Raw genomic sequence first — 26,142 nt, forward strand, 5'->3', positions numbered from 1 at the left:
AATCAAGATGGACATGAGCGTGTTTGATTTGTTCAAGATTGGCATCGGGCCGTCGAGCTCCCACACGGTGGGCCCGATGGTCGCGGCGCGCCGCTTTCTGCTCGAGTGCGGGATGCTGGACGACGCGGTCGGCGTCGAAGCCCACCTGTATGGCTCGCTGGCGCTGACGGGCGTCGGCCACGCGACCGACAAGGCCGTGATCCTCGGCCTGATGGGCGAGACGCCGCAGGAGCTCGATCCGGCCTCGGTCGACGACAAACTGGATACCGCCGCGCTCGATGGGCAAATCGCACTGCTGGGCATCAAGATCGTCCCGTTCGACGCCAAGGTCAATCTGGTCTGGCACAAGGCCTCGACCCTGCCGGAACACCCGAACGGCATGCGCTTCGTGCTGCAACTGCGTGACGGCAGCATCATCGAACGCATTTACTATTCGGTCGGTGGCGGCTTCATCACCGCGGCTGGCGAAGCGCAGGCGCGCACGGCCGAACCCGTGGGCACGCCGGTGCCGTTCCCGTTCGATACGATGGTCCAGCTGCTCGAGCACGGTCGCACGCATGGCTTGAGCATTCCGCACATGCTGCGCGCGAACGAGCGTGTGCGCATGAGCGAGGAAGAACTCGACGCGGGCCTGGATCGCCTGTGGGGCGTGATGCGCGACTGTATCTGCCAGGGCCTCAAGACCGAAGGGCGCCTGCCCGGTGGCCTGAACGTGCGCCGCCGCGCGGCCGCGCTGTGGCGGCAGGCGCAAGAGACGCAACCGCAGAACGCGCTGCCGCACGACGCCGTGCAGCAGGTCAGCCTGTACGCGATGGCCGTGAACGAAGAAAACGCGGCCGGCGGCCGGGTCGTCACGGCCCCGACCAATGGTGCGGCCGGCATTATCCCGGCCGTGCTGCGCTACTACGCCGAAGACTGTCGCCCGATCGATCCGCAGCGCGGCGTGCGCGACTTTCTGCTGACGTCGGCGGCGATCGGCATGCTGTGCAAAAAGAACGCATCGATCTCGGGCGCAGAGGTCGGCTGCCAGGGTGAAGTCGGCGTGGCCTGCGCGATGGCGGCGGCGGGGCTGGTGGCGGCGCTGGGCGGCACCAACGAGCAGATCGAGAACGCGGCCGAAATCGGCATCGAACACCACCTTGGCATGACATGCGACCCGATCGGCGGGCTGGTGCAGATTCCGTGCATCGAGCGCAACGGCATGGGCGCCATCAAGGCGATCACCGCGGCCTCGCTGGCGCTCAAGGGCGATGGCGTGCACTTCGTGAGCCTCGATAGCGTGATCGAAACGATGCGCCAGACCGGCGCGGACATGCAAGTCAAGTACAAGGAAACGTCGCTGGGTGGGTTGGCGATTCACGTCGTGACCGTCAATCACGCAGCTTGCTGAGGCGTTGTGGCTGCGGTGCTGACTTGGATTTCCGCCTTCGCGGGAATGACGGTTTCGAGTGCAGTGGCAAAAACGGCATTTGCCTGCAGCAGAAGCACGTCATTCCCGCGGAGGCGGGCATCCAAGTCCGCCGAATAGCCCACATCCGTCCCGCCACCCAATTTTATTCTCCCAACTGCCTTTTTCGCAGCACAGCATACATTTTCCCCGGCGCCCACTATAATTAAGTATCAATCTGAGCCAACTGGATCTTCTACCGTATGCACTATGTGTCCACCCGCGCGACGAGCGCATCCGCAGCACGCAATCCCCAGAACTTCTGTGACATCCTGCTCGGCGGCCTCGCCCCGGACGGCGGCCTGTATCTGCCGGCAGAATATCCACAAGTCACGAGCGCCGAACTCGACGCGTGGCGCAAGCTGTCCTACGCCGACCTGGCCTTCGAGATCCTGCGCAAGTTCGCTACCGATATCCCGGAAGCCGACCTCAAGGCCATCACGGCGCGCACCTACACGCCGGCGGTGTACTGCAACGCCCGCGCCGACGAGTCGGCGGGCGAGATCACCCCGCTGCGCGTGCTCGAAGACGGCCCGCGCGGCAAGCTGATCCTGCAAGCACTGTCGAATGGTCCGACGCTCGCGTTCAAGGACATGGCGATGCAGTTGCTCGGCAACCTGTTCGAGTACGCGCTGGCCAAGCACAACGATGAATTGAATATTTTCGGCGCGACATCGGGCGACACCGGCAGCGCCGCCGAATACGCGATGCGCGGCAAGCGCGGCGTGCGCGTGTTCATGCTCTCGCCGCACAAGCGCATGAGCGCCTTCCAGACCGCGCAGATGTTCAGCCTGCAAGACCCGAACATCTTCAATATCGCGGTGAAGGGCAACTTCGACGATTGCCAGGACCTGGTCAAGGCCGTCTCGAACGACCTGACCTTCAAGGCGCGCCAGAAGATCGGCACCGTCAACTCGATCAACTGGGCGCGCGTCGTCGCGCAGGTGGTGTATTACTTCCGCGGCTACCTGGCGGCCACGACGAGTAATGACCAGAAGGTCTCGTTCACCGTCCCGTCGGGCAACTTCGGCAATATCTGCGCGGGCCACATCGCCCGCATGATGGGCCTGCCGATCGACAAGCTGGTGGCCGCCACCAACGAGAACGACGTGCTCGACGAATTCTTCCGCACCGGCGTGTACCGCGTGCGCAAAGCCTCGGAAACCTTCCACACCAGCAGCCCGTCGATGGACATCTCGAAAGCGTCGAACTTCGAACGCTTCGTGTATGACCTGGTCGGGCGCGACGCCGAGCGCACCCATGCGCTGTTTCGCAAGGTCGACACGCACGGCGGGTTTGACCTGTCCGGCACGCCGGGCAGCGATGGCGACGAGTTCAGGCAGGTCGCGAAATTCGGCTTCCTGTCGGGCCGCTCGACGCACAATGACCGCGTCGACACCATCCGCGACGTGGCCGACGATTACGACATCACGATCGACACCCATACCGCCGATGGCATCAAGGTCGCGCGCGAGCACATGGCGCCGCGCGTGCCGATGATCGTGCTCGAGACTGCGCTGGCCGCCAAGTTCAATGAAACGATCCTCGAAGCGCTGGGCACCGACGCTGCGCGTCCGGCCGGTTTCGAAGACATCGAATCGCTGCCGCAGCGCTTCGTGGTGATGCCCGCCGACGTCGACCAGATGAAGGCGTACATCGCCGACCACACGGGCCTGTGACATGAGTGCACCAGGACAAAGACCACCGCTGCTGACGGTGCGCGAGGCGCTGGACGTGCTGCTGGCAGCAAGCCGGCCAGTGCCGGACGTCGACACCATCCCCACGCTGGCCGCCAACGGCCGCGTGCTGGCCGCCGATCAGCTGGCCACGATCGACGTGCCATCGGCCGACAACACGCAGATGGATGGCTACGCCGTGCGCTTTGCCGACTGCACGAGCGGCCAGGCGACGCTGCGCGTGACGCAGCGCATCCCGGCCGGCCACGTCGGGCATGAGCTCGAACCCGGCACGGCGGCGCGCATCTTCACCGGCGCCCTGATTCCGCCGGGCGCCGACGCCGTCGTCATGCAGGAGCAGTGCGAGGCGGTGGGCGACAGCGTCACGATCCACCACGCGCCGCGCGACGGCGAATGGATCCGCCGCAAGGGCGAAGACATCGGCAACGGCGGCGTCATCCTGACGGCGGGCAGCCGCCTGCGCAGCCAGGAACTCGGGCTGGCCGCATCGGTCGGCCTGGCCACGCTGCCGGTGCACCGGCGCCTGCGCGTGGCCGTGTTCTTTACCGGCGACGAGTTGACGATGCCGGGCGACGTCGCCGCGAGCGACCTGAAGCCGGGCGCGATCTACAATTCGAACCGCTTCACATTGCGCGGCCTGCTGGAGAATTTCGGCTGCGAGATCACCGACTTCGGCATCGTGCCCGACACGCTGGACGCCACGCGCGCCACCTTGCGCGACGCTGCGCGCGAGCATGACCTGATCATCACGTCGGGTGGCGTGTCGGTTGGCGAAGAAGACCACATCAAGCCGGCGGTGGAAGCGGAAGGGCGCTTGTCGATGTGGCAGATCGCCGTCAAGCCGGGCAAGCCACTGGCGTTCGGCGAGGTGCGGCGTGCTGAAGGCACTGCCTTCTTTATCGGCTTGCCCGGCAATCCGGTCTCGAGCTTCGTGACCTTCCTGTTGTTCGTGCGGCCGTTCCTGTTGCGCCTGCAGGGCGTGCGCGGGCCGGTCGAACCGCAAGGGTATATGGTGCGGGCCGACTTCGACCTGCCCAAGGGCGACCGCCGCAATGAATTCTTGCGTGCGCGGATGAACGCGGCCGGTGGCCTCGAGCTGTTCCCGAACCAGGGTTCCGGCGTGCTCACGTCGACCGTGTGGGGCGATGGGCTGATCGACAACCCGCCGGACAAGGCGATTGCGGCGGGCGATCTGGTACGTTTCATTCCGTTCGCCGAACTACAGCATTAGGCTACCAAGAAGAAGAGCGTCATGAAAATCAACGTGAAGTATTTTGCCGCGCTGCGTGAAGCAGTCGGCACGGGGCAAGAGCAACTGGATTTGCCGCCGGAGGTCGCGACCGTGGGCGCGGTGCGGGACCTGCTGCGCGCGCGCGGTGGGGTCTGGGCCGACGCGCTGGCGCCCGAGCGCGCGGTGCGCATGGCATGCCAGCAGGTGATGTGTCGTGGCGAGACCCCGGTACCCGATGGCGCCGAGGTGGCGTTCTTCCCGCCCGTGACGGGCGGGTAGTCAGCGCAAGACCTACAGCGCCGCGATCGACTGTTCGGCCAGCGCCATCAGTTTCGCGCAGTTGCTGTTACGCGATGCGAAATCCTTCCAGGCCGTATTGCGCGCTACTTCCTGCCAGCCGCGCAGCGCTTCGGGATTCAGGTCGACCACGCGCGCACCGACGCCGCGAAACACCGTCGCCACCGCCGCATCGTCCATGCGCGCCGATTTCATCGCGAATTTTTCCAGGTCGGCGCCCACCGCCATCACTGCCTGCTGCTGCGGCTTGCTCAGGCGTTCGAACACGGAGCGCGACATCAGCAAGGGCTCGAACATGAACCAGTACGAGCCGCCGCGCGCCGTGGTCAGCGAACGCGCCGTCTCTTGCAGGCGGAACGAAATGAGCGACGTCGACGATGTGAGCGCCGCATCGAGCGCGCCGCTGCGCATGGCGTTGTAGATCTCGTTGGACGGCATGTTGACGACGGTGGCGCCGGCGTCCTGCAGCAGCATGTCCATCTCGCGCGAGCCGCCGCGCACCTTCAGGCCGCGCGCGTCTTCCGGCGTGACGATCGGATCGCCGCGCGACGCCACGCCGCCCGCTTGCCAGATCCAGCTGACGATCACCAGGCCTTGTTCGGCCAGGATGCGGGCCAGTTCACGCCCGATGGGCGCATTGCGCCAGCCGTAACCCTGTTCGTACGACGTGACGAGAGCCGGCATCAGGCCAATATTCGCCTCCGGCGCTTCGGCGCCGGCATACGATAACGGCACCAGCGCCATGTCGAGCTTGCCGCCACGCAGCGCGCCGAACTGGGCGCCCGGCTGCATGAGGGACGAGGCTGGGTAGATCGAGAACTTCACGCCGCCGCGCGTGCGCTTTTCCACTTCGGATGCGAACATGCGGCACAGGCGGTCGCGAAAGTCGCCCTGTGCGATGCTGCCGCCGGGGAACTGGTGCGAGATCTTGAGATTGTTCGGCTGGGCCCAGGCCGGCCCCATCCAGAGTGGGCTGGTGGCAAGCGCGCCGAGGATCGTTCGGCGCGTGGTGAACGTGTTCTTCTCTACCGACATATACATCCTCCAAGATGTTGTAACGGACTGCCGGGCGAGTCGTGGCGGGCCTCGTCGATGCGGGCGCCATCGTTCGCAGCTGGCCACTACAAGAATATTCCTGCTGCGCGGCATGTCAAGCGGAATATTGCAGCTCTGACAAAAGGCACATCCTGGAGGATCGGGGCGGTGTGCTGGCCCTCAGCGCACCTGTTCGTCCTTGCATGCGGCGCAGTCGATGCCCTTGCTGGCCTGGCGCCAGCGCGAGGCGACGAAGATTGCCGCCGCTGCCCCCGACCAGGCCAGGGTGTCAGGCCAGGTGGCGGCCAGGCTGTCGCCGCGCATCAGGTCGACGGCGGCGAGCAGCAGGAACATGGTGCCGGCGGCCAGCAGGTATTGGCCGATCCAGTAAGTAGCAGGGCGCATGGGAAGGACTCCTTTCAACGACGGTCAAAAAAGCGGCGCAGGATGCCGGCCAGTGCCAGCGGCTGGTCGATCATGAGGAAGTGCCGCGACGGCGCGACCGGCACTACCTCGACCGACCGGATGCCCTCGACCAGGCTGCGGTAATGCGCGACCTTGTCGTCTGCCGTCATGGCGTCCTGCGCGCCATCGTACTGGTAAAACGGCGCCACGACCAGCACCGGCGCGGTGACCTTGTCCAGCCCCGGACGCAGGTCGAGCGCGAGCGCATCGGCCACGTAGGCGCCGACGGCGGCGCGGTCGCTGCGCAGCAGCAGCGGCGTGATGTCGTCGGCCTTGCCGATATCGAGCACACCCTGGCCGCGCATGTACTGGCGCTGCTGGGCGGCCCAGGCGTTTGGATCGTTGACCGCCATTGTGTCGCGCACGCGCTGCGCCGCCTGCGGGCGCTGCTCGGGCGGCATGTTCTCGGTGCCGGGGAAGACCGGCAATCCGTCCAGCGCCACCACGCCGCCGATGCCGGTCCCCAGGTCTTGCGCCACGGCGTAGGCCAGCGTGCCGCCCAGGCTGTGGCCGACCAGGATCGGCCTGGCGAGCTTGCGCTGTGCAATCAGTTCGCGCAGCGCCGCGCGCGCGCCTTCAAACGGCGCACCTGTTGCTGCAGGCCGGCCGTCGAAGCCGGGCAGCGTGACCACGTACAGCGTGAACTCGTCCTTGAACTGGCGGATCACGTCTTGCCACACCCATGGGCCGCTGGCCAGGCCGGGGATCAGGATGACCGGGCGGCCCTTGCTGCCGTGGCGCTCGACCAGCAGCGTACCGGATTCAAAGGTTTCCGCCGGCTTGATGCTGGCGGCGAAACGGTTGGCCTGGATTGCTGGCGCCGGCGCCGGTGTCTGGGCCTGGACTGTGGTGGCGACAGCGGCGGCTTTCATCGCCAGGGTGAACATCAGTACAGCTTTCATGCGGTCTCCTGATCAGGTGTGAAGATGGCTTCGACCGGCAGGCCGAACAGCCGTGAAATGGCAAAGGCGAGGGGCAGGCTCGGGTCGTAGCGGCCGGTCTCGATGGCGTTGACGCTCTGGCGCGACACGTCCAGGCGCTCGGCCAGGTCGGCCTGGCTCCAGCCATGTTCGGCGCGCAGTTCGCGAATACGGTTGTTCATCGTGTCTGCCGTTTCGCGTGCACCGAGCGCACCAGGCACACGAGCATGGTGGCGCCGCACAGCACCATCCATACCGAGAACATCGAGATGCGCGGATAGCCGGCGGTCTCCAGAAAGCCGTAGCTGAAGGTCAGCCCGGCCGTCAGTGCGCTGGCCAGCGCGAACGACTCAAGCAGGAACATGCGCAGGTATTCGTCGACCCGGCCCAGGTGACGTGCAATGGCCCACAGCACCAGGCAAAACCCGATCATCGGCGAGAGCAGCAACAGCAGGCGCACGGCGCCGTCTTCCAGCGGCCGGCCATAGCGGATGGACGCCACCAGCAGCACCGCATAGACCAGGAACCCGCCGGCCATCTCGCGCAGGTAAGCCTTGCCGACCCGCTTCTCGTGTTTGCTCGCAGCCATGTGACGCCTCTCGTTGGTTAGTAAAGGATGCTTTACATCGTAAGTCCGTCGTTTTGCGATGTCAAGCACCCTTTACATGATTTTTTGGGGCGTGAAACCGACTACAATGCTGCTCCTGCTTTTTCTCGTGCCTCGCCATGACCCAGCCCGTCGTCTCTCCTGTTGTTCCCGGCTCGCCCCGTGTCGCCGTGATCGGCGGCGGCCCCGCGGGCCTGATGGCGGCCGAAGTCCTGGCCGCGGCGGGCGTGCAGGTCGACGTCTACGATGCGATGGCCAGCGTCGGCCGCAAGTTCCTGCTGGCCGGGAAGGGCGGCATGAACATCACGCATTCCGAGCCGTATCCTGACTTCGTGCGGCGCTATGGCGCGCGCCACGCGCAGGTGGCCGACTGGCTCGGCGACTTCGACGCCGACGCGGTGCGCGGCTGGATCCACGAGCTGGGCATCGAGACATTCGTCGGCACGTCGGGCCGCGTGTTCCCGCTCGAGATGAAAGCCGCGCCGCTGCTGCGCGCCTGGCTGCACCGCCTGAAAGAAAGCGGGGTGCGCTTTCACATGCGCCATCGCTGGCTCGGCTGGCAGGATGGGCAGTTGCGGGTCGCCACGCCGGACGGCGAACACCTGATCGATGCCGACGCGACGATTCTTGCGCTCGGTGGCGCGAGCTGGGCGCGGCTTGGCTCGGACGGCGCGTGGGTGCCGCTGCTGGCGGAGCGCGGTGTCGATGTGGCGCCGCTCATCCCGGCCAACTGCGGCTTCGACGTTCGATGGAGCCCACACTTCAGCGAGCGCTTCGCCGGCGCGCCGTTGCTGACGGTGGCAGCGGGCGTGCGGGGTGCGGATGGCGCGATCGCCTGGCGCAAAGGCCAGTTTGTTGTCACGCAAGGCGGCGTCGAGGGCAGCCTGGTGTACGCGTTGTCGGCGCGTTTGCGCAACGCGATTGTGCGCGATGGCGCGGCCACCCTGTGGCTCGACCTGGCGCCGGATCACGATGCGGGGCGCGTGTTCGACGAGGTCACGCGCGGGCGCGGCTCGCGCTCGATGGCCAGCCATTTGCAAAGCCGGCTGGGGATCAAGGGCGTCAAGGCGGGGCTGCTGCACGAGTGCCTGTCGAAAGCCGACTACGCCGATCCGGCGCGCCTGGCCTCCGCTATCAAGGCGCTGCCGGTGACGCTGGTGCGGCCGCGACCGATCGATGAAGCGATCAGCAGCGCGGGCGGCGTGCGCTTCGAAGCGCTGGCAGAGCGCAGCGCCATGCTGCGCGCGCTGCCGGGCGTGTTCGTGGCCGGCGAGATGGTGGACTGGGAAGCGCCAACCGGCGGCTATCTGCTTACCGCGTGTTTTGCCAGCGGCCGGGCGGCGGGGCGCGCCGCGCTGGCCTGGCTGGCCTCCAGGGGGCAGTGACATTTCGTGAGCCATTGCGGGTAGTGCGCTTGGTAAGATAAGCGTTTCCTGCCACGGCGACTTCATGCAATCCATCCGCGTCTTGACGCTAGCAGTGTTCCTTTTCAGCGGCGCGTCAAGCGCGCGGGCCGACATCGGCTGCGGCCAGCCATGCCGTGGCCTGCTGCTCGAAGCCCAGACGCTGGAAAGCCAAGCCAGGTACCAGGAAGCGCTTGCTAAGTACAAGGAAGCCGAACAGGCCGATCCGAAGGCTTCCGTCCCGCTCTCGCTGGCGGCCGGCCTGGTGCTGAAGCTGTCGACGGTGGCGCCGAAGGACAAGGCGCCGCAGCTGCGCGATATGTCGCGGGACCTGGCCGAACGGGCGGCGGCGCTGGAGGCCGACGATCCGGTGGCGCAGGAGGTGCTGCGCATGCTCGACGATCCGGGCCCGTCGCCGCTGCACGTGCCGAACGCCAGAGCGGCCAGGCTGATGGCCGAAGGCGAGGCCGCATTTGCGCGCCAGGACTTCAAGGCGGCGCTGCCCAGGTACGAAGCGACAATGCTGGCCGACCCGCAGTATTCCAGCGCGTGGGTCGCCGCCGGTAATTGTCACTACGTGCAGAAGGACTGGACGCGCGCCGAGGCGCTGTTCCGGCAAGCGACCGAGATCGAGCCGCACAACTCGCAGGCCTGGCGCTACCTGTCCGATGCGCTGCTGTACCAGAACAAGCGGGCCGCGGCCGAAGCGGCGCTGTACAAGGCGATCGAGGCCGATCCGTCGCAGCGGCCGAACTGGGGCAAGCTGGCCGTCTACAGGGCCGGCGCCGGCATGCCACTGAAAACGTTGGGGCTGCGGCGCGGTGTGCGGGTGTCGCAAGACCTGCAGAACGCCGACGGGAAGTTTGAGATCAGGCTCGATGCGCAGACCGATGCGGAGAAGACGCCCGACCATGCGTTTCGGATCGCACTGGGGATGAGCGAAGTGAAGCTGCGCACCGACGACATCGACAAGCGCAAGTCGGCGTTCGAGATCGAGCTGGAAGCGTGGCGCCTGGCTTTGAAGATCGCCGACGAAGCTGAGGCCAATAGTGGCGAAGGCATCACCGATCCGGGCCTGCTGCAGGTGAGGGCGCTGGCGCGTGACGGGCAGCTCGAGCCGGCGATCCTGCTGTTGATGTTCCGGCAGGCGTACCGGCCGGCCCTGCAAGCGTGGATGGCTGCGAATCCGGGCGGGGTCAAGTACTTCATCGATCGGTATGGCGTGCAGCCTTGATCGTCTTTTGTCGGGTTCTTCGGTGGCCACGGCCAGACAGGCGGGCGCTGGGAACCTGCCCCGGCGGGTATAGTTCACGGCATGCCATCTTCCGCCAATTATCCCAATACGCCTGACGGGCGCTACTTCGTCGTCAAGGGTCGTCTCTGGCGCAGCAGCAATCCGCAACTGGCGCCGGAAGAACGGCAGCAACTGGTCGACCGGTTGATGGATGCGCGGCGGCAGGTTGGGGCAGCGCTCAGGGCGCGCGACGAGGCGGCCGAGCGCGGGGCGCGTGCGAGTGTCGACGAGGCCAAGCGCGCGCTGGGTGAGCGTGGGCCGGTCTGGTGGACCGACGGGGCGCCCGATTACAACCGGCGCATGGTGGTCAATACGCCGTATGCGGCGTGGCATGCGGGGCTTGCCTCGACGCCGAATGATTGACCTTCATTCAGTCAGTGACCTTGCCCCGCAGGGCCTTGGTCTGGCTGCTGCGCGTCTTGCCGTCGAGCCGCCGCAACTGCGAGCCGCGTGTCGGGCGGGTCGGGCGGCGGGTAACGGGCACGATCGCTGCCTTGTCGACCAGTTCCTGCAGGCGCCGCAGGGCATCTTCCTTGTTTTGTTCCAGGCTGCGCGATTGCTGCGCCTTCAGCACCAGCACACCTTCCTGCGTGATGCGCGCGTCGCGCATCGCCAATAACCGCTCCTTGACCGGCTGCGGCAGCGACGACGCGGCGATATCGAAGCGCGCATGAACGGCGCACGAGACCTTGTTGACGTTTTGCCCGCCCGGGCCCTGGGCCCGGATCGCGGTAAATTCGACGTCGGCTGGATTGACTACGGGAGTGACTGCGGCCATCTTCGTCCTGTGTGCGTGACGTGCCCACGCAGGTTCGCGAGCGCAGGCGCATTGTAAGCGCTGGCGCGCGGACCTGTTGCGCGCACTTGCCACACCCTCGCCCCAAACCTGTGCGGCGCCAGCACCGTTTGGCAAAAGCGACGACAATATCGGCCTACTTTTCTCTCGCACTGTCTCTCATGTCCAATTCTTCCAATCTGTCCAGGGCGCCCCGCATCGATCTGAACGTGCGCCCGCTTGGCGTGGCATTGTTCCTGCTCGTGCTCGGCGCGTGGTATCTCGCGCAAGCGGTAAGCGGGCGCCAGTCGGCGCTGTACATCGTCGGCGCGCTGCTCGGCGTGGCGCTGTATCACGCGGCGTTCGGCTTCACGTCGGCCTGGCGCGTGTTCATCGCCGACGGCCGCGGCGCCGGCCTGCGCGCGCAGATGGTCATGCTCGCCGTCGGCGTGGCGCTGTTCTTCCCGGCGCTGGCCGCCGGCACGCTGTTCGGCACGCCCGTGACGGGCCTGGTGCAGCCGGCCGGCACGTCGGTGATCTTCGGCGCCTTCATCTTCGGCATCGGCATGCAGCTGGGCGGCGGTTGCGCGTCCGGCACGCTGTACACAGTCGGTGGCGGCAGCACGCGCATGATCGTCACGCTGCTCTTCTTCATCGTCGGCTCGCTGATCGGCACTGCGCACATGCCGTTCTGGACGTCGATGCCGCAACTGGCGCCGATGTCAGCGGTCAAGGAACTGGGCCTGGCGCCGGCGCTGGCGCTGAACTGGGGCATCTTCGCGCTGATCGCGTTCGTCACGATCGTCGTCGAGAAGCGCCGCCACGGCAAACTGGTGCCGGCCCATGTGCAGCCGCCACATCGCTCGCCATGGCTGCACGGCCCGTGGCCGCTGCTGGCTGGCGCGCTCGCGCTGGTGGTGCTCAACTTCGCGACGCTGGCGTTGTCCGGGCGGCCGTGGGGCGTGACGTCTGCCTTTGCGCTGTGGGGCGCGAAAGCGGCTGCGGTGATCGGCATCGACACCGCCAGTTGGACCTACTGGTCCACGAAAGCCAACGCGGCCGCGCTGGCGGCACCGATTTCGCAAGACGTCACATCGGTGATGGACATCGGCATCGTCCTGGGTGCGATGCTGGCGGCAGCACTGGCCGGCCGCTACGCGCCAGTCTGGCGCCTGCCAATGCGCTCGCTGATCGCCGCGGTCGTCGGCGGCCTGCTGCTGGGCTACGGCGCACGCCTGGCCTACGGCTGCAATATCGGCGCTTACTTCAGTGGCATCCTGTCAGGCAGCCTGCACGGCTGGCTGTGGCTCGTGGTCGCCTTCCTGGGCAACGTCGTCGGCACCCGCCTGCGCCCCTTCTTCGGCCTCGAAGTCGAACGCCTGAAACCAACCGCCTGCTAATCGCCAAACCGCTCCTCAAGCAATAGCCCAACAATTAGGGTCGGAGTCGATTTAATGAGCAACTGATTAACTGAAGTTGTCAAACAATCCGACGCTGACCCTACATAGTCGGCAAGCAATTACCCAACAATTGGGGTCAGAGTAGAATTGTTGAGCAACTGATTTACTGAAGTTGTCAAACAATTCGACTCCGACCCCATTTGTTCGAGAGGGGTGGGGATTTTGGGGCTGCTTATTCTTCGTAGGTGACGCTGCCGCTGCCGGTGCGGCTGGCGCTGCGTTCGGCGGGGTTGCCGTAGACTTCGACGTCGCCGCTGCCACTCAAGGTGACCTTGACTTTGTCGCGCGCTTGTATGGCGCTGTCGCCGGAGCCGGACTGGCTCAGCGTGACCTCAGCGGCGCGCAGGTGTTCGGCGTCCAGGCGGCCGGAGCCGGTCGTGTCGGCCTCCAGTGCGCGGGCGGTGCCCACGACCGTGATGCTGCCCGAGCCCATCAGGCGCGTTTCGACGCGGTCCATCGCGGCGCCGCCGTTCACGTCCAGATCGCCGCTGCCGCTCAGGCCGACCCTGGCGTCGCGGTAGCGGCCGTTGAAGCGCACGCTGCCCGAGCCGTTCAGCTGGACGGCGATCGCGTCGCCCGAGAAACCGTTGATCGTGCTGTCGCCGCTGCCTTCGATCGTCACCGCCGTCAGCGCCGGCAACACCAGTTCGACCACCAGCGGTTCGCGGTGGCGCAGCACCATGCCGCGGATGCCGATGTGCAGTACCTTGCCGTCGCCCGTGACTTCGACATTGCCCAGCATGCGCTGTTCGCCGCTCACCCGCAACATTGGCGTCGCGCCGTAGCGCAGGTTCAGGTCGATCGGGCCGTCGACTTCGACGATCTCGACCCCGGCCGGCACCGGGCGCGTGTCGTGCGCCACTTCGCGGCCTTCGGCGGCGCTGACCGTGCCGCTCGCCCGAAGCATGCTGTAGCTCAGCGCCACCAGCACCGCCGCCAGCAGCAGCAGGCTGAAACCGACTTTCATCAATGAGCGCATGACGGTTACCCCTTCAACAACGACATGTTCATGTTCACGTAGCGGCGGATGCCGGCGATCGTGTATTTGCTGAACACCAGCGCCAGCAAGAACAGCGCGATGCCGCCCAGGATCAGCCCGCAGCCCAGCACCACCTGCGTCGTGCGCGAATCGGGATCGAGGTCGGTCGTGATCTGGATGCGACGCTCGGCCACCGCTTCGGCGCCGCGCAGCACGCGCGAGCGCCGGTTGCCATCTTCGATGACGATGTCAGCGGCCGGCTCGCCGCTACGGGCATCCCCGCGCGGCACCGGTTCTTCGTAGACGTTGACGCCATGCTCGCCGATCGACACCCGCGTCTGCGTCTCGGTCGTGCCGTTGTCGTTCGTGACTTCCAGGCGGCTGAGCGGCGCGCTCAGCACCAGTTCGTTCGAGCCGGCCAGGCCGCTGGCGGTCACGGCAATCCCCGAGACATAAACACCGAAGGCCGACAAGTACAGCGCCATCAGGAGCGACGCGAATACCGCCGCCGGGATCAGCATGAACAGGTTGAACACCAGGAGACCAAAGCCCGACACCAGGGTGCGCGCGACGGTGCTCGGCGCCGGCTTGTCTTTCAGTTGCTCGAAGTGGGCGTTGGTGCGCAGGGTGAGGGCGACGTCGCGCGGGTCGCCCAGTTCTTCGGCCACCTCTTGTTCGCGGCGGCCCAGTGCGGCGCCATCGACGAAGCGCTGTTCGTACCAGGCGAGCGTCCTGGCCTGCACCTCGGGCGGGAGTCCCATCAGCGAACGCTTGAGCGCGTCGAGGTAGTCGAGTTTGGAGAAAAAGTACGCCATGGGATGGACGAACGCCTAATGGTGGCCGATGGCCGGAATCGCGCCGATGGCGCTGGCGGTGCCGTGCGCGGCGCCGCCGATCAGTTCGGGCATGACGAGTACGAGCGTGCTCGCGGCCACCAGCAGCAGCAGGGCGACGGTACGCAGTCCGAGTCGGGGTGTCATGGTTGTTTCCATCAGGCGTGTTTCGATGTTGCTACTGTACCGAGCCGGACGTGGGCTCACCATTGTCGTGCGACAGGCTGCGCTTTTCGCGGGGCAGGGCGCCATAGGCCAGGATGGCCGTCGCCGCCGCCTGGCCGCTGCGCACCGCCGTCTCGAGGGTGGCCGGGTAGTCGCTGGCCGTGTAATCGCCAGCCAGGACCACGCCCGGCAGCGGCGTGGCGTTATCCGGGCGCAACAATCCGGGCGCGCAGGTGAACGTGGCCCGCTTCTCGGTGATCAGCTGGGTCCAGACGGGCAAGCCCAGTTCTGGCCGGCCAAAGTCCTGCGCCAGTTGCGCCGCGATGGCGCTCGCGAGCGCCTCGCGCGGCAGCGCCGCCGCAGCGCCGGCAGCGCTGACCACGACGGCGAGCAAGCCGTCCTGGGCGGGGTCGAGCTGTGCGCGGTCGAACACGAACTGGCCCCAGCGCCCGCCTTGCGGATCGTCCAGCAGTGCGTAGAACGGCAGGTCGAGGCGCGTGCCCGGCGCGTATTGCAGGTAGCAGGTGGCAATCGGTTCGTGGGTAAAACCGTCCAGTTGCGTGAGCAGCGCTGCGCACCCGGCGAACGGCGCGAGCAGGGCGGCGCTGATCGAGGCCGGCGTGGCCAGCACCACGGCGTCCACCTGTTCGTCGCCAGCGCTGGTGGCGAGCCGCCAACCGCCGCCTGCGCGCGCGATCGACGCGACTTTCACGCCGGGATGCACGGCATGCCCTTCACGGACCAGCCAGGCGCCGGCCGGTTCCGGGAACAGCGCGCCCATCGCCACGCGGGGCAGCAGCATGTCGGATGCCGCTCGCCGTCTGGCGCCCAGGCTGTCGCGCAGTACGGCCAAAAACACATTGGCCGACGCCCGTTCGGGCGGCGTATTGAGCGCCGCGATGCACAGCGGTCGCCACATCAACGTGGTCAGGCGCTCGGTCTGGTCGAAGCGCTCGAGCAGTTCGGCCACCGTGCAATCGACGTCAAGCTTCCAGCCCATCCAGCGCCCGGCGCTGTTGAAGCGGGCCAGCGCCAGCTTGTCGGCGCGTGCCAGGCCCTTGGCGCGCAGCAGCGCGAATGCCAGGTGCAGCGGGGCGGGAAGGCGCGGCGCGACGAAGTCCATGCCATCGCCGCCCGCCGGGTAGCGCATCTGCACCGGCAGGCGCAGCATCGCCGCGTCAGGATCGACGCCCACCTGGCGCATCATGCGCAGCGATTCGGCGTAGGCGCCCAGCAGGATGTGCTGGCCGTTGTCCAGCGCCAGGCCCCGTACCTCGACCCCGCGCGCGCGCCCCCCGAGCGTGCGCGCCGCTTCGAACAGGATGACTTCCACGCCTTTGTTTGCCAGCGCGACCGCCGCCGCGCACCCGGCCCAGCCGCCGCCAGCGACCGCGACCCGCAGCCGGGCCCCGGTCCTGGCCCCATCTCCGCTAGGTGCGGACATACGTCTTCCACGCCAGCCACAGCTTGCGCAGCGGCGTGAGCGAGATGCGCTGGTTCAGCACGTGGTAGCCGTCGCGCTGGATTTCATCCAGCAGCGTGCGGTAGATCGCCGCCATCATCAGGCCCGGTCGCTGGGCGCGCCGGTCTTCCTTCGGCAGCAGGGCCAGGGCTTCGTCATACATGGCTTGCGCGCGCTTGGCCTGGAACGCCATCAGGGCCTCGAACTTGTCGCTGTGCTGGAGCTTGAGCAGGTCGTTGGCGGTCACGCCGAACTGCTGGAGCTCATTGACCGGCAAATAGATGCGGCCCTTGCGCGCGTCGTCGCCGACGTCGCGGATGATGTTCGTCAGCTGGAACGCGAGGCCCAGCTTTTCGGCATACGCCAGCGTTTGCGGATTGGTGTAGCCGAAGATGCTGGCCGACAGGATGCCCACCACGCCGGCCACGTGCCAGCAATAGCGCTGCAGGCCGGGATAATCGAGGTAGCGGCTCTGGTCGAGATCCATCTCCATGCCGTCGACGATCGCCTGCAGGTGCTGTTCCTCGAGCTTGTAGGTGGCGATATGCGGCTGCAGCGCCAGCATCACGGGATGCGTCGGGGTGCCCGCATACATCTTGGAAACCTCGGTGCGCCACCAGGCCAGCTTGATGCGGGCGACCGAACCGTCGGTGGCTTCGTCGACCGTGTCGTCCACCTCGCGGCAGAAAGCGTACAGCGCCGTGATCGCGCGCCGGCGTTCGGGCGGGAGGAACAGGAAGCTGTAATAGAAACTGGAGCCGCTTTGAACGGTCTTTTGCTGGCAGTATTCGTCTGGAGACATGAAAATCGTCGTGGAAAGGCGGGTTGGGCGGCTGGCGCACGGCTGTGCTGTCAAGCGCGCATTTTAGCAGGGTGGACAGCAATGCCGTCGACCGGTTTACATGCGCAGCGCGCCCCAGCCCACGGCGACCCAGTCCGGCGCGGCCAGCACCGGGCGGCGCCGATACACGTCGTAGCTGGCGCGCTCGATCCGGTCGAGGATGCGCAGGCCGCCCTGCACGATCATGCGCAGCTCCCAGCCGATGCGCCCCGGCAGCCGCTTGGCCAGCGGCGCCCCGGAAAGCATCAGCGCGCGGGCGCGCTCGACCTGAAAGCGCATCAGGGCCTGGAACGGCGCATCGGCGAGGCCCGCCTTGAGCGCCGTTTCGCTGACGTTAAAGCGCGCCAGGTCTTCCAGCGGCAGGTAGATGCGGCCCTTGGTCAGGTCGATCGCGACATCCTGGATGAAGTTGATCAGCTGAAGCGCGCTGCAGATCGCATCCGAATCGCGCAGGTTGGCCGCGTCGTCCGCCTCGTACAGGGCCAGCATCAGGCGCCCGACCGGGTCGGCCGAGCGGCGGCAGTAATCGAGCAGGCTCGCATATTCCTGATAACGCGGCGTCACCACATCCTGTTTGAACGCCGACAGCAGGTCGCGCATGGGGTTCACCGACAGCCGGTATTGCGCGACGACGCCGGCCAGCCGCGCGAACATTGGCTCGTCGGGAACGACGCCAGCCTCGATGGCGTCCAACCGCTGCGCATACGCTTGCAGCGCCGCCAGCCGCTCGCCGGGCGTGGCGTCGCCTTCGTCGGCCAGGTCATCGGCGCTGCGGGCAAAAGCATAGATCGCCTCGACGGCAGGCACCAGGCGGCGCGGCAGCAGGATCGACGCAACAGGAAAGTTTTCGTAGTGGTTGACGGCCATGTTTTAAATCGGTGACGCTAAAGTCGTCACATTGTCTATTTGCATGATTATAATTGCTGGATTACAAACTGGCGCTAATGCAGCCAGCTTCGGCTCGAGACGCCGCCGCCCAGTCAAAGGATCGCCACCGTGTTTGTTCGATTTTCTTCCCCAACCTTGCGCGCCGCTGTCGCCGCGACCTGTGTCATCGGCGCGCTGGCCGCCTGCTCCAAGCCGGCGCCGCCGGCCGCAGACATTCGCCCGGTGCGCATCATCCAGCTGGTGGCCGACAAGGGGGGCGAGCGGGCCCGGTTCTCGGGCGACGTGCGCGCGCGTTACGAGTCGCATTTGGGCTTTCGGGTCGGTGGCAAGATCGTCGAGCGCAAGGTGGACGTGGGCGCGCTTGTCAAGCGGGGTACGGTGTTGATGCGGCTCGATCCGCAAGACCTCGAGCTGGCCGAGAGCCAGGCGCGCTCCTCGCTGCGCGCCGCCGAAACCGAGCGCGAACTGGCCGCCGCCGACTACAAGCGGCACGTCAACCTGCGCAGCCAGAATTTCGTCAGCCAGGCTGTCCTGGACACCAAGCAAAGCACCCTCAAGGCGGCCCAGGCCAATGTCGAAGCGGCGCGGGCCGGCTTGCGCGGCCAGTCGAACCAGGCCAATTACTCGACCCTGATGGCCGATGTCGATGGCGTCGTCACGGCGATCGACGCCGAAGTAGGGCAGGTGGTGCAGCCCGGCACGCCCGTAGTGCGGGTCGCGCGCACGGTCGAGAAGGAGGTCGTGATCGGCATCCCGGAAGACAAGGTCGAGGGCCTGCGCCAGTCGGGGGCGGTGGTGGTGCGCCTGTGGGCCGATGCCAACCAGACCATTCCCGGCACGATCCGCGAGATTTCCCCGGTGGCCGATGCCGCGACCCGCACCTACACCGTCAAGGTCGCGCTTCCCGAGAGCGCCGACGTGCGCCTGGGGATGAGTGCGACGGTGGAACTCGCGACCGGCGCGGCGTCCACCGGTGCGCTGCGCGTGCCGCTCACGGCCCTCGTCAACAACAAGGGTGCGAGCAGCGTCTGGATCGTCGAGAACGGCGCCGTGAAGCTCGTGCCGGTGCAGGTAACGGGCCAGGTCGACAACGACGTGCTGGTCACCGGCGCCGTGCGCGCGGGCCAGAACGTGGTCACGGCCGGCGTGAACCTGCTCAATCCGGGCCAGAAGGTGCGCATCCTCACGGGTGACATCTCGCGCCGCCAGGATGCCGAAACGCTGGTGTCGGGCGAGGCCCCTAAATGAAAGGCTTCAACCTGTCGCGCTGGGCGCTGGAACACATCCCGCTCACGCGCTTCCTGATCGCCGCCTGCCTGCTGTTCGGCATCCTGAGCTACTTCGAACTGGGGCAGGACGAAGACCCGCCGTTCACCTTCCGCGCAATGGTCGTGCGCGCCGTGTGGCCGGGCGCCACCGCGCTGCAGATGGCCGAGCAGGTTACCGACCCCCTCGAGCGCAAGCTGCAAGAGACACCGTACATCGACCGCATCCGCAGTTTTTCCAAGCCGGGCGAGACCACCATCATCCTGGAACTGCGCGAATCGACGCCGCCCAAAGAAACAGGGCCGGCCTGGTACCAGGTGCGCAAGAAGATCGGCGACATGGCAGGCACGCTGCCGCAAGGCGTGATCGGCCCGTTCTTCAACGACGAATTCGGCGACACCTACGGTTCGATCTTCGCGCTCTCGGGCGACGGCTTCACCTACGGCGAGATGCGCGATTACGCCGACTTCGTGCGCCAGCAACTGCTGCGCGTGCCGCTGGTGGCCAAGGTCGAGCAGTTCGGCGTGCAGGACGAAAAAGTCTATATCGAGTTCTCGAGTAAAAAATTCGCGCAGCTGGGCGTGCCGTTCGAGCAAATTGTGAATCAGATCGCCACGCAGAATGCCGTCGAGGCCAGCGGCGTGCTGGTCACGCCCACCGACAACCTGTCGGTACGCGTGACCGGTGCGCTGCGCACCTTGGGCCAGATCGAAGAGCTGCAACTGCGCGCGGGCGGCACCACGTTCCGCCTCGGCGACTTCGCCACCGTCAAGCGCGGCTATCAAGACCCGCCGGCCGACAAGATGCGCTTCAACGGCAAGGACGTCATCGGCCTGGGCGTGTCGATGGAAAAGGGCGGCAATATCATCACGATGGGCGAGGGCCTGGCCGATACGGTGGCCCGCATCCGCGCGCAACTGCCGGTCGGGATCGAGCTCGAACGCGTGGCCGACCAGCCGCAGGCCGTCACGCAATCGGTCGGCGAATTCGTCAAGGTGCTGATCGAGGCAGTGGTGATCGTGCTGGCCGTGTCGTTCCTGGCGCTGGGCCTGCACACCAAGCCCAAATGGCGCGTCGATATCTATCCCGGGCTGGTAGTGGCGCTGTCGATCCCGCTGGTGCTGGCCATCACGTTCCTGGCCATGCGCATGCTCGATATCTCGCTGCACAAGATTTCGCTGGGCGCCCTGATCATCGCGCTGGGCCTGCTGGTCGACGACGCCATCATCGCCGTCGAAATGATGGTGCGTAAAATGGAAGAGGGCCTGTCGCGCTTCGAGGCCGCCACCTTCGCCTACACGTCGACCGCGATGCCGATGTTGACCGGAACCCTGATCACGGCGGCGGGTTTCCTGCCGATCGGCCTGGCCGAATCCACGGCGGGCGAGTACACGTTCACGATGTTCTCGGTGAACGGCCTGGCGCTGTTGATCTCGTGGGTGGTGGCAGTCATGTTTACACCTTATATCGGCTTCATGCTGCTGAAGGTAAAACCGCACGCCCACGGCGAGAGCGGCCACGATGTCTTCGATTCGCCGGCGTACCGGCGCTTCCGGCGCATCGTGAGCTGGTGCGTCGAGTGGCGCAAGACCACCATTGCGCTCTCGCTCGGCGTGTTCGCACTGGGGATTTTCGGCTTCACGTTCATCGAGAAGCAGTTCTTCCCGGATTCGAGCCGGCCCGAGTTGATGGTGGAGTTATGGTCGCCCGAGGGCACCAGCTTTGCCGCCAACGAAGCGGTGGTCAAGCGCTTCGAAGGTTTTCTCGCGAAGCAGGAGGGCGTGCAGAGCGTGACGAGCTATGTCGGCACCGGCAGCCCGCGTTTCTATCTGCCGCTGGACCAGATCTTCCCGCAGTCGAACGTCTCGCAGGTGGTCGTGCTGCCGGTCGATACGGCAGCGCGCGAGCTGCTCCGCCTGAAGATCATCGACGTGTTCAAGCGCGATTTCCCCGAGGTGCGCGGGCGCGTCAAGCTCCTGCCCAACGGGCCGCCGGTGCCGTATCCGGTGCAGTTCCAGGTGCTGGGGCCCGACATCGGCATCGTGCGCGGCATCGCCGACCAGGTCAAGGCCACCATGGCCGCCAATCCGAACACGGTGGGCGTGAACGACAACTGGAACGAGTCGGTCAAAGTGCTGCGGCTCGACCTGGACCAGGACAAGTTGCGCGCACTTGGCGTGACATCGCAGGCCGTGCGGCGCGTGGTCAATACCACGCTCACCGGCACGACGGTCGGCCAGTTCCGCGAATCGAACCGCCTGATCGACATGGTGGTGCGCCAGCCGCTCGAGGAACGTTCGACCATCACGCGCCTGTCCGAGGCGCTCGTGCCGACTGCCGGCGGGCGCGCCGTGACCATCGGCCAGGTGGCGCGCGTGCACTTCGTGTGGGAGCCGGGCGTCGTCTGGCGCGAGGGGCGGGAGTGGGCGATCATGGTCCAGACGGATGTCATCGATGGCATCCAGGGGCCGACGGTGACGGCGCAGGTAAATACGGAGCTCGAGGCGATCCGGGCCAAACTGCCGGCCGGCTACCGCCTGACGATCGAAGGCGCCGCCGCCGACAGCTCGGAGGCGGAAGCGTCGATCGCGGCCAATGTGCCGCTGGTGCTGTTCATCGTGTTTGCGCTGTTGATGCTGCAATTGCACAGCTTCTCGCGCTCGCTGCTGGTGTTCCTGACGGGCCCGCTGGGGGTGGCCGGCGCGGCGATGGCGCTGCTGATCCTCGACCGGCCATTTGGCTTCGTGGCCAACCTCGGCGTGATCGCGCTGTTCGGCATGATCATCCGTAACTCGGTGATCCTGGTCGACCAGATCGAGCAGGACATCGCTGCTGGCAGCCAGCCGTGGGATGCGATCGTGGAAGCAGCCGTGCGCCGCTGCCGGCCGATCCTGCTCACGGCCGCCGCCGCGGCGCTGGCGATGATCCCGTTGTCGCGTTCGACATTCTGGGGGCCGATGGCGGTGGCCATCATGGGCGGCCTGCTGGTGGCGACGGCATTGACGCTGCTCTTCTTGCCGGCCTTGTATGCTGCGTGGTTCCGGGTCAAGAAGCCTGAGCCAGCCGCGAAAGTTTGATGTCTGCGTCGACATCAGCACGTCATTCCCGCGCAGGCGGGAATCCAAGTTTGCTGGCGTCGCGGCATCTCAAGCAACTTGGGTTCCCGCCTCCGCGGGAACGACGTGCAGCCGCTATCTGTGCAATCAAACTGCGGCTGCTTCCCCGCGCACGGCAAAAAATGATGCCCAATAGTGTCAGAAATTCCAGTAAAATAATCGATTGAAGTTGTAGCCCCTAAACAATGGAGTGCAGGGCGGCCGGTTTCTATCGACGGGCGCCCTTTGTTTTTGAGGCAATATTGCAATCCTGAGCGAGGATGGCGAAATTGGTAGACGCACCAGGTTTAGGTCCTGACGCCAGCAATGGTGTGGGGGTTCGAGTCCCCCTCCTCGCACCACGAATAATTATTTTTTTGGACGATTTTTACAATGGCAACTGCAGTCGAAACCCTGGGTAAACTCGAACGTCGCTTGACGATCTCTTTTCCGGTCGCTGACGTCCGCACCGAAGTCGAGAAGCGCCTGAAACAGCAGGCCAAGACGGCCAAGGCCCCGGGCTTCCGTCCGGGCAAAGTGCCGCTCAAGATGGTCGCTGCCCAGTACGGCTACCAGATCGAATCCGACGTGCTCAACGACAAAGTTGGCCGCGCATTCAACGAAGCCGCTGTCGCCAACGAACTGCGCGTTGCCGGTTTCCCGAAAATCGAGCCAAAGGACGACGCTGCCGAAGGCGTCCTGGAATTCAATGCCACGTTCGAAGTCTACCCGGAAGTCGTTATCGGCGACCTGGCCGCGGTTGACGTCGAAACCGTCGTGACCGAAGTGTCCGACGTCGAAATCGACAAGACCATCGACATCCTGCGCAAGCAGCGCGTGCACTACCACACCAAGGGTGAAGAAGGCGAACACGGCACCGGCGGCGAGCCAGTCGCAGCCGATGGCGACCGCGTCACCGTCGACTTCGTGGGTACCCTGGACGGCGTCGAATTCGACGGCGGCAAGGCCGAAGGTTACGCCTTCGTGCTGGGTGAGGGCCGCATGCTGCCCGAGTTCGAAGCCGCCACGATCGGCCTGAAGGTCGGCGAAGCCAAGACCTTCCCGCTGGCCTTCCCGGAGGACTACCATGGCAAGGACGTCGCCGGTAAAACCGCCGAGTTCACCATCACCCTGAAGGCACTCGAGTGGGCGCACATGCCTGCAGTCGACACCGAATTCGCCCAGTCGCTGGGGATCGAAGACGGCTCGATCGAGAAAATGCGCGAAGACATCAAGGTCAACCTGGAGCGCGAAGTGCGCGCCCGCGTCAAGGCCCGCAACAAGGAAGCCGTGATGGATGCATTGGTCAAGGCCACCGAACTGGACGTGCCGACCGTGATGGTCGAGCAGGATTCGGAGCGCCTGGCTGAAATGACCCGCGCGGACATGGCCCAGCGCGGCATGGATGTGGCCAAGCTGCCATTCCCGGCCGAGATGTTCAAGGACAAGGCCGAGCGCCGCGTGCGCCTGGGTCTGATCCTGTCGCAACTGGTCGCTGACAACAATCTGCAAGCAACCCAGGATCAGGTGAAAGCCCAGATCGAAGATTTCTCGCAAAGCTACGAAGACCCGAAAGAAGTCCTGAAGTACTACTTCAGCGACCGTCGTCGCCTCGGTGAAGTCGAAGCCCTTGTTTTGGAAGAAAACGTCGTCAACTACGTACTCGGCAAGGCCAAGGTCTCGAACAAGACCGTCGCTTTCGATGAACTGATGGGCAGCGTCCCACAGGCTTAAGAAAAGCAGGCCGGCCCCTCGAGGCCGGCTTTTTTCAATGGCCCATTTGACCAACCCCTAACAAGGAACGAGACAGGTATGATGCACAATCCAGCACTGGATACACAGGCACTCGGCTTGGTGCCGATGGTCGTCGAGCAAAGCGGTCGCGGCGAACGCGCCTACGACATTTACTCGCGCCTCTTGAAAGAACGCGTAATTTTCCTGGTCGGTCCTGTCAACGACCAGATGGCGAACCTGATCGTCGCCCAGTTGCTGTTCCTGGAAAGCGAAAATCCCGACAAGGATATCTCGCTGTACATCAACTCGCCTGGTGGCTCGGTCTCGGCTGGTCTGGCGATCCTGGACACGATGAACTTCATCAAGCCGGACGTCTCGACGCTGTGCACCGGCCTGGCCGCCTCGATGGGCGCCTTCTTGCTGGCTGCCGGCGCGAAGGGCAAGCGTTTCTCGCTGCCGAACTCGCGCGTCATGATTCACCAGCCATCTGGCGGCTCGCAGGGCATGGCCTCGGACATCGAGATCCAGGCGAAAGAAATCCTGTACCTGCGCGAGCGTCTTGCCCGCATCATGGCCGATAACACCGGCCAGAGCATCGAGCAGATCCACCGCGACACCGACCGTGACCGCTTCATGTCGGCCGAAGAGTCGGTGGAATATGGCCTGATCGACAAGGTCCTGACCCACCGCGGTTAAGCAGTACCCGAGCAGCCAACGAGGTGTTGGAAAAAAACGCCCGGACGCGAACACGTTCGGGCGTTTGTTTTTTATTTCGGGTAGCATGTTCGCATGCGCGCCAGTTGCGCCCATGGATTTGCACTTGTTGCGTTTCCGTATAAGCGTTATATTCATAGCAATTCAATAGAGTCCTGCCCCCATGTCAGAGAAAAAATCCTCCAGCGGCGAAAAACTTTTGTACTGCTCGTTCTGCGGAAAGAGCCAGCACGAAGTTAAAAAGCTGATCGCGGGACCGTCGGTGTTCATCTGCGATGAATGCATCGACTTGTGCAACGACATCATCCGCGATGAAACATCGAACGTCGAAACGGTCGCCGGCGCCAAGTCCGACCTGCCGACGCCACTTGAAATCACCGAGCTGCTCGACCAGTATGTGATCGGTCAGCAAACGGCCAAGCGCATCCTGTCAGTGGCGGTGTACAACCACTACAAGCGCCTCAAGCACCTGGGCAAGAAAGACGAAGTCGAACTGGCCAAGAGCAATATCCTTTTGGTCGGCCCCACCGGCTCCGGCAAGACCTTGCTGGCCCAGACGCTGGCCCGTATGCTGAACGTGCCGTTCGTCATTGCGGACGCAACCACGCTGACCGAAGCCGGCTATGTCGGTGAAGACGTCGAGAACATCATCCAGAAGCTGCTGCAAAGCTGCAACTATGAGGTGGAAAAAGCGCAGCGCGGCATCGTCTACATCGATGAGATCGATAAAATCTCGCGCAAGTCCGACAATCCTTCCATCACCCGCGACGTCTCGGGCGAGGGCGTGCAGCAGGCGCTGCTCAAGCTGATCGAGGGCACGATGGCCTCGGTGCCGCCGCAGGGCGGTCGCAAGCACCCGAACCAGGACTTCGTCCAGATCGACACGACCAACATCATGTTCATCTGCGGCGGCGCCTTTGACGGCCTGGCCAAGGTGATCCAGAACCGTTCGGTCAAGAGCGGCATCGGTTTCGGCGCCACGGTCAAGAGCCTCGATTCCGGCTACAACGCCGAGATCCTGCTCGAAGCCGAACCCGAAGACCTGATCAAGTTCGGCCTGATCCCTGAACTGGTCGGTCGTCTGCCGGTGGTGGCAGCACTGTCCGAGCTGACCGAAGAAGCGCTGATCCAGATTCTGATCGAGCCAAAGAATGCGCTGATCAAGCAGTATTCAAAATTGCTTGAAATGGAAGGCGCCGAACTGGAGATTCGTCCAGCAGCGCTGCATGCGATTGCCAAGAAAGCATTGGCACGCAAAACCGGTGCGCGCGGCCTGCGTTCGATTCTCGAACATGCGCTGCTTGATGTAATGTATGAATTGCCAGGCCAGACGAATGTCGTGAAAGTCGTGATCGATGAAAATACGATCACAAACGGCGCGAAACCTTTGCTGATTTACAGCGAAACTGCAAAAGCATCGGGAGAAAACTGAAGAAAGGCCGCGCGCAAGCCACAAATTGCTTGCCGCACGGACTCAACTCGGTACAATCAATCTCAATAAGAGATTCCCGGCTTCATTCGAAAAGCCACTCGC

Annotated in this window: 25 protein-coding genes and 1 tRNA gene; 14 read left to right on the forward strand and 12 right to left on the reverse strand. The window is 65.2% G+C overall.

The window, feature by feature from the left end:
* Nucleotides 1-7: 7 nt before the first annotated feature.
* From AB2N08_RS00775 to moaD, 4 genes are all read left to right on the forward strand, one after another.
* Nucleotides 8-1,390 carry an L-serine ammonia-lyase gene (locus tag AB2N08_RS00775; protein WP_367608721.1) on the forward strand — a complete coding sequence of 461 codons (1,383 nt, stop codon included), beginning with the start codon at nt 8-10 and terminating at the stop codon, nt 1,388-1,390.
* Between the two features lie 260 nt (nt 1,391-1,650).
* Complete coding sequence (gene thrC, locus AB2N08_RS00780) at nt 1,651-3,126, forward strand: threonine synthase (protein ID WP_367608722.1); 1,476 nt, start codon at nt 1,651-1,653, stop codon at nt 3,124-3,126.
* Between the two features lies 1 nt (nt 3,127).
* A complete protein-coding gene (locus AB2N08_RS00785; RefSeq protein ID WP_367608723.1) occupies nt 3,128-4,375 on the forward strand; it encodes a molybdopterin molybdotransferase MoeA in 1,248 nt (415 codons plus the stop codon).
* Between the two features lie 21 nt (nt 4,376-4,396).
* Nucleotides 4,397-4,654 carry a molybdopterin converting factor subunit 1 gene (gene moaD, locus AB2N08_RS00790; protein WP_367608724.1) on the forward strand — a complete coding sequence of 86 codons (258 nt, stop codon included), beginning with the start codon at nt 4,397-4,399 and terminating at the stop codon, nt 4,652-4,654.
* A gap of 12 nt (nt 4,655-4,666) precedes the next feature.
* On the opposite strand, the gene dctP is transcribed toward moaD, so the two are convergent.
* From dctP to AB2N08_RS00815, 5 genes are all read right to left on the reverse strand, one after another.
* Complete coding sequence (gene dctP, locus AB2N08_RS00795; protein WP_367608725.1) at nt 4,667-5,707, reverse strand: TRAP transporter substrate-binding protein DctP; 1,041 nt, start codon at nt 5,705-5,707, stop codon at nt 4,667-4,669.
* 180 nt (nt 5,708-5,887) lie between these two features.
* Nucleotides 5,888-6,112 (reverse strand): hypothetical protein, encoded by a 225-nt coding sequence (locus AB2N08_RS00800; protein WP_367608726.1) that lies wholly within the window; start codon nt 6,110-6,112, stop codon nt 5,888-5,890.
* Nucleotides 6,113-6,126: 14 nt separating this feature from the next.
* Entirely contained in the window at nt 6,127-7,074 is a 948-nt protein-coding gene (locus AB2N08_RS00805; protein ID WP_367608727.1) for an alpha/beta fold hydrolase, read from the reverse strand.
* Entirely contained in the window at nt 7,071-7,274 is a 204-nt protein-coding gene (locus tag AB2N08_RS00810; RefSeq protein WP_367608728.1) for a helix-turn-helix transcriptional regulator, read from the reverse strand. The genes AB2N08_RS00805 and AB2N08_RS00810 overlap by 4 nt, the downstream gene beginning before the upstream one ends.
* Nucleotides 7,271-7,681, reverse strand: coding sequence for a hypothetical protein (locus tag AB2N08_RS00815; protein ID WP_367608729.1), 411 nt, complete (start codon nt 7,679-7,681; stop codon nt 7,271-7,273). The genes AB2N08_RS00810 and AB2N08_RS00815 overlap by 4 nt, the downstream gene beginning before the upstream one ends.
* A 137-nt stretch (nt 7,682-7,818) precedes the next feature.
* Here AB2N08_RS00815 and AB2N08_RS00820 point away from each other — a divergent pair, with 137 nt between their 5' ends.
* From AB2N08_RS00820 to AB2N08_RS00830, 3 genes are all read left to right on the forward strand, one after another.
* Nucleotides 7,819-9,084 carry a TIGR03862 family flavoprotein gene (locus AB2N08_RS00820; RefSeq protein WP_367608730.1) on the forward strand — a complete coding sequence of 422 codons (1,266 nt, stop codon included), beginning with the start codon at nt 7,819-7,821 and terminating at the stop codon, nt 9,082-9,084.
* A gap of 64 nt (nt 9,085-9,148) precedes the next feature.
* Nucleotides 9,149-10,336: a tetratricopeptide repeat protein gene (locus tag AB2N08_RS00825; RefSeq protein ID WP_367608731.1), complete on the forward strand. Its 1,188-nt coding sequence runs from the start codon at nt 9,149-9,151 to the stop codon at nt 10,334-10,336.
* Nucleotides 10,337-10,417: 81 nt separating this feature from the next.
* Nucleotides 10,418-10,759 carry a hypothetical protein gene (locus AB2N08_RS00830; RefSeq protein WP_367608732.1) on the forward strand — a complete coding sequence of 114 codons (342 nt, stop codon included), beginning with the start codon at nt 10,418-10,420 and terminating at the stop codon, nt 10,757-10,759.
* Between the two features lie 7 nt (nt 10,760-10,766).
* Here AB2N08_RS00830 and arfB read toward each other — a convergent pair whose 3' ends face one another.
* Complete coding sequence (arfB, locus tag AB2N08_RS00835; RefSeq protein WP_367608733.1) at nt 10,767-11,174, reverse strand: alternative ribosome rescue aminoacyl-tRNA hydrolase ArfB; 408 nt, start codon at nt 11,172-11,174, stop codon at nt 10,767-10,769.
* A gap of 179 nt (nt 11,175-11,353) precedes the next feature.
* Between arfB and AB2N08_RS00840 the strand changes: the two genes are divergently transcribed.
* Nucleotides 11,354-12,571: a YeeE/YedE family protein gene (locus AB2N08_RS00840; protein WP_367608735.1), complete on the forward strand. Its 1,218-nt coding sequence runs from the start codon at nt 11,354-11,356 to the stop codon at nt 12,569-12,571.
* A gap of 232 nt (nt 12,572-12,803) precedes the next feature.
* Here AB2N08_RS00840 and AB2N08_RS00845 read toward each other — a convergent pair whose 3' ends face one another.
* The 6 genes from AB2N08_RS00845 to hpnC form a co-directional block, all read right to left on the reverse strand.
* Nucleotides 12,804-13,610, reverse strand: a complete 807-nt coding sequence (locus AB2N08_RS00845; RefSeq protein WP_367608736.1) for a head GIN domain-containing protein — start codon at nt 13,608-13,610, stop codon at nt 12,804-12,806.
* Between the two features lie 5 nt (nt 13,611-13,615).
* Nucleotides 13,616-14,425, reverse strand: coding sequence for a DUF1700 domain-containing protein (locus AB2N08_RS00850; RefSeq protein WP_367608737.1), 810 nt, complete (start codon nt 14,423-14,425; stop codon nt 13,616-13,618).
* A 15-nt stretch (nt 14,426-14,440) separates the two neighbouring features.
* Nucleotides 14,441-14,590, reverse strand: a complete 150-nt coding sequence (locus AB2N08_RS00855) for a hypothetical protein (protein ID WP_367608738.1) — start codon at nt 14,588-14,590, stop codon at nt 14,441-14,443.
* Between the two features lie 31 nt (nt 14,591-14,621).
* Complete coding sequence (gene hpnE / locus AB2N08_RS00860; RefSeq protein WP_367608739.1) at nt 14,622-16,052, reverse strand: hydroxysqualene dehydroxylase HpnE; 1,431 nt, start codon at nt 16,050-16,052, stop codon at nt 14,622-14,624.
* On the reverse strand, nt 16,039-16,872 hold the full coding sequence (gene hpnD, locus AB2N08_RS00865; RefSeq protein ID WP_367608740.1) for a presqualene diphosphate synthase HpnD: 834 nt from the start codon (nt 16,870-16,872) through the stop codon (nt 16,039-16,041). The genes hpnE and hpnD overlap by 14 nt, the downstream gene beginning before the upstream one ends.
* Before the next feature lie 96 nt (nt 16,873-16,968).
* Nucleotides 16,969-17,778 (reverse strand): squalene synthase HpnC, encoded by an 810-nt coding sequence (hpnC, locus tag AB2N08_RS00870; RefSeq protein WP_367608741.1) that lies wholly within the window; start codon nt 17,776-17,778, stop codon nt 16,969-16,971.
* Between the two features lie 129 nt (nt 17,779-17,907).
* Here hpnC and AB2N08_RS00875 point away from each other — a divergent pair, with 129 nt between their 5' ends.
* From AB2N08_RS00875 to clpX, 6 genes are all read left to right on the forward strand, one after another.
* Nucleotides 17,908-19,047, forward strand: a complete 1,140-nt coding sequence (locus AB2N08_RS00875; protein ID WP_367608742.1) for an efflux RND transporter periplasmic adaptor subunit — start codon at nt 17,908-17,910, stop codon at nt 19,045-19,047.
* Nucleotides 19,044-22,142 carry an efflux RND transporter permease subunit gene (locus tag AB2N08_RS00880; RefSeq protein WP_367608743.1) on the forward strand — a complete coding sequence of 1,033 codons (3,099 nt, stop codon included), beginning with the start codon at nt 19,044-19,046 and terminating at the stop codon, nt 22,140-22,142. Before AB2N08_RS00875 ends, AB2N08_RS00880 begins: the two co-directional genes overlap by 4 nt.
* Nucleotides 22,143-22,435: 293 nt before the next feature.
* A tRNA-Leu gene (locus AB2N08_RS00885) sits at nt 22,436-22,522 on the forward strand.
* Nucleotides 22,523-22,553: 31 nt separating this feature from the next.
* Entirely contained in the window at nt 22,554-23,894 is a 1,341-nt protein-coding gene (gene tig, locus AB2N08_RS00890; RefSeq protein WP_367608744.1) for a trigger factor, read from the forward strand.
* A 78-nt stretch (nt 23,895-23,972) separates the two neighbouring features.
* Nucleotides 23,973-24,590 carry an ATP-dependent Clp endopeptidase proteolytic subunit ClpP gene (clpP, locus tag AB2N08_RS00895; protein WP_367608745.1) on the forward strand — a complete coding sequence of 206 codons (618 nt, stop codon included), beginning with the start codon at nt 23,973-23,975 and terminating at the stop codon, nt 24,588-24,590.
* Nucleotides 24,591-24,771: 181 nt separating this feature from the next.
* Nucleotides 24,772-26,040 (forward strand): ATP-dependent Clp protease ATP-binding subunit ClpX, encoded by a 1,269-nt coding sequence (gene clpX, locus AB2N08_RS00900; RefSeq protein WP_367608746.1) that lies wholly within the window; start codon nt 24,772-24,774, stop codon nt 26,038-26,040.
* Nucleotides 26,041-26,142 lie beyond the last annotated feature (102 nt).

The sequence above is a fragment of the Massilia aurea genome (genome assembly GCF_040790145.1).
Classification (GTDB): domain Bacteria; phylum Pseudomonadota; class Gammaproteobacteria; order Burkholderiales; family Burkholderiaceae_D; genus Telluria; species Telluria aurea_C.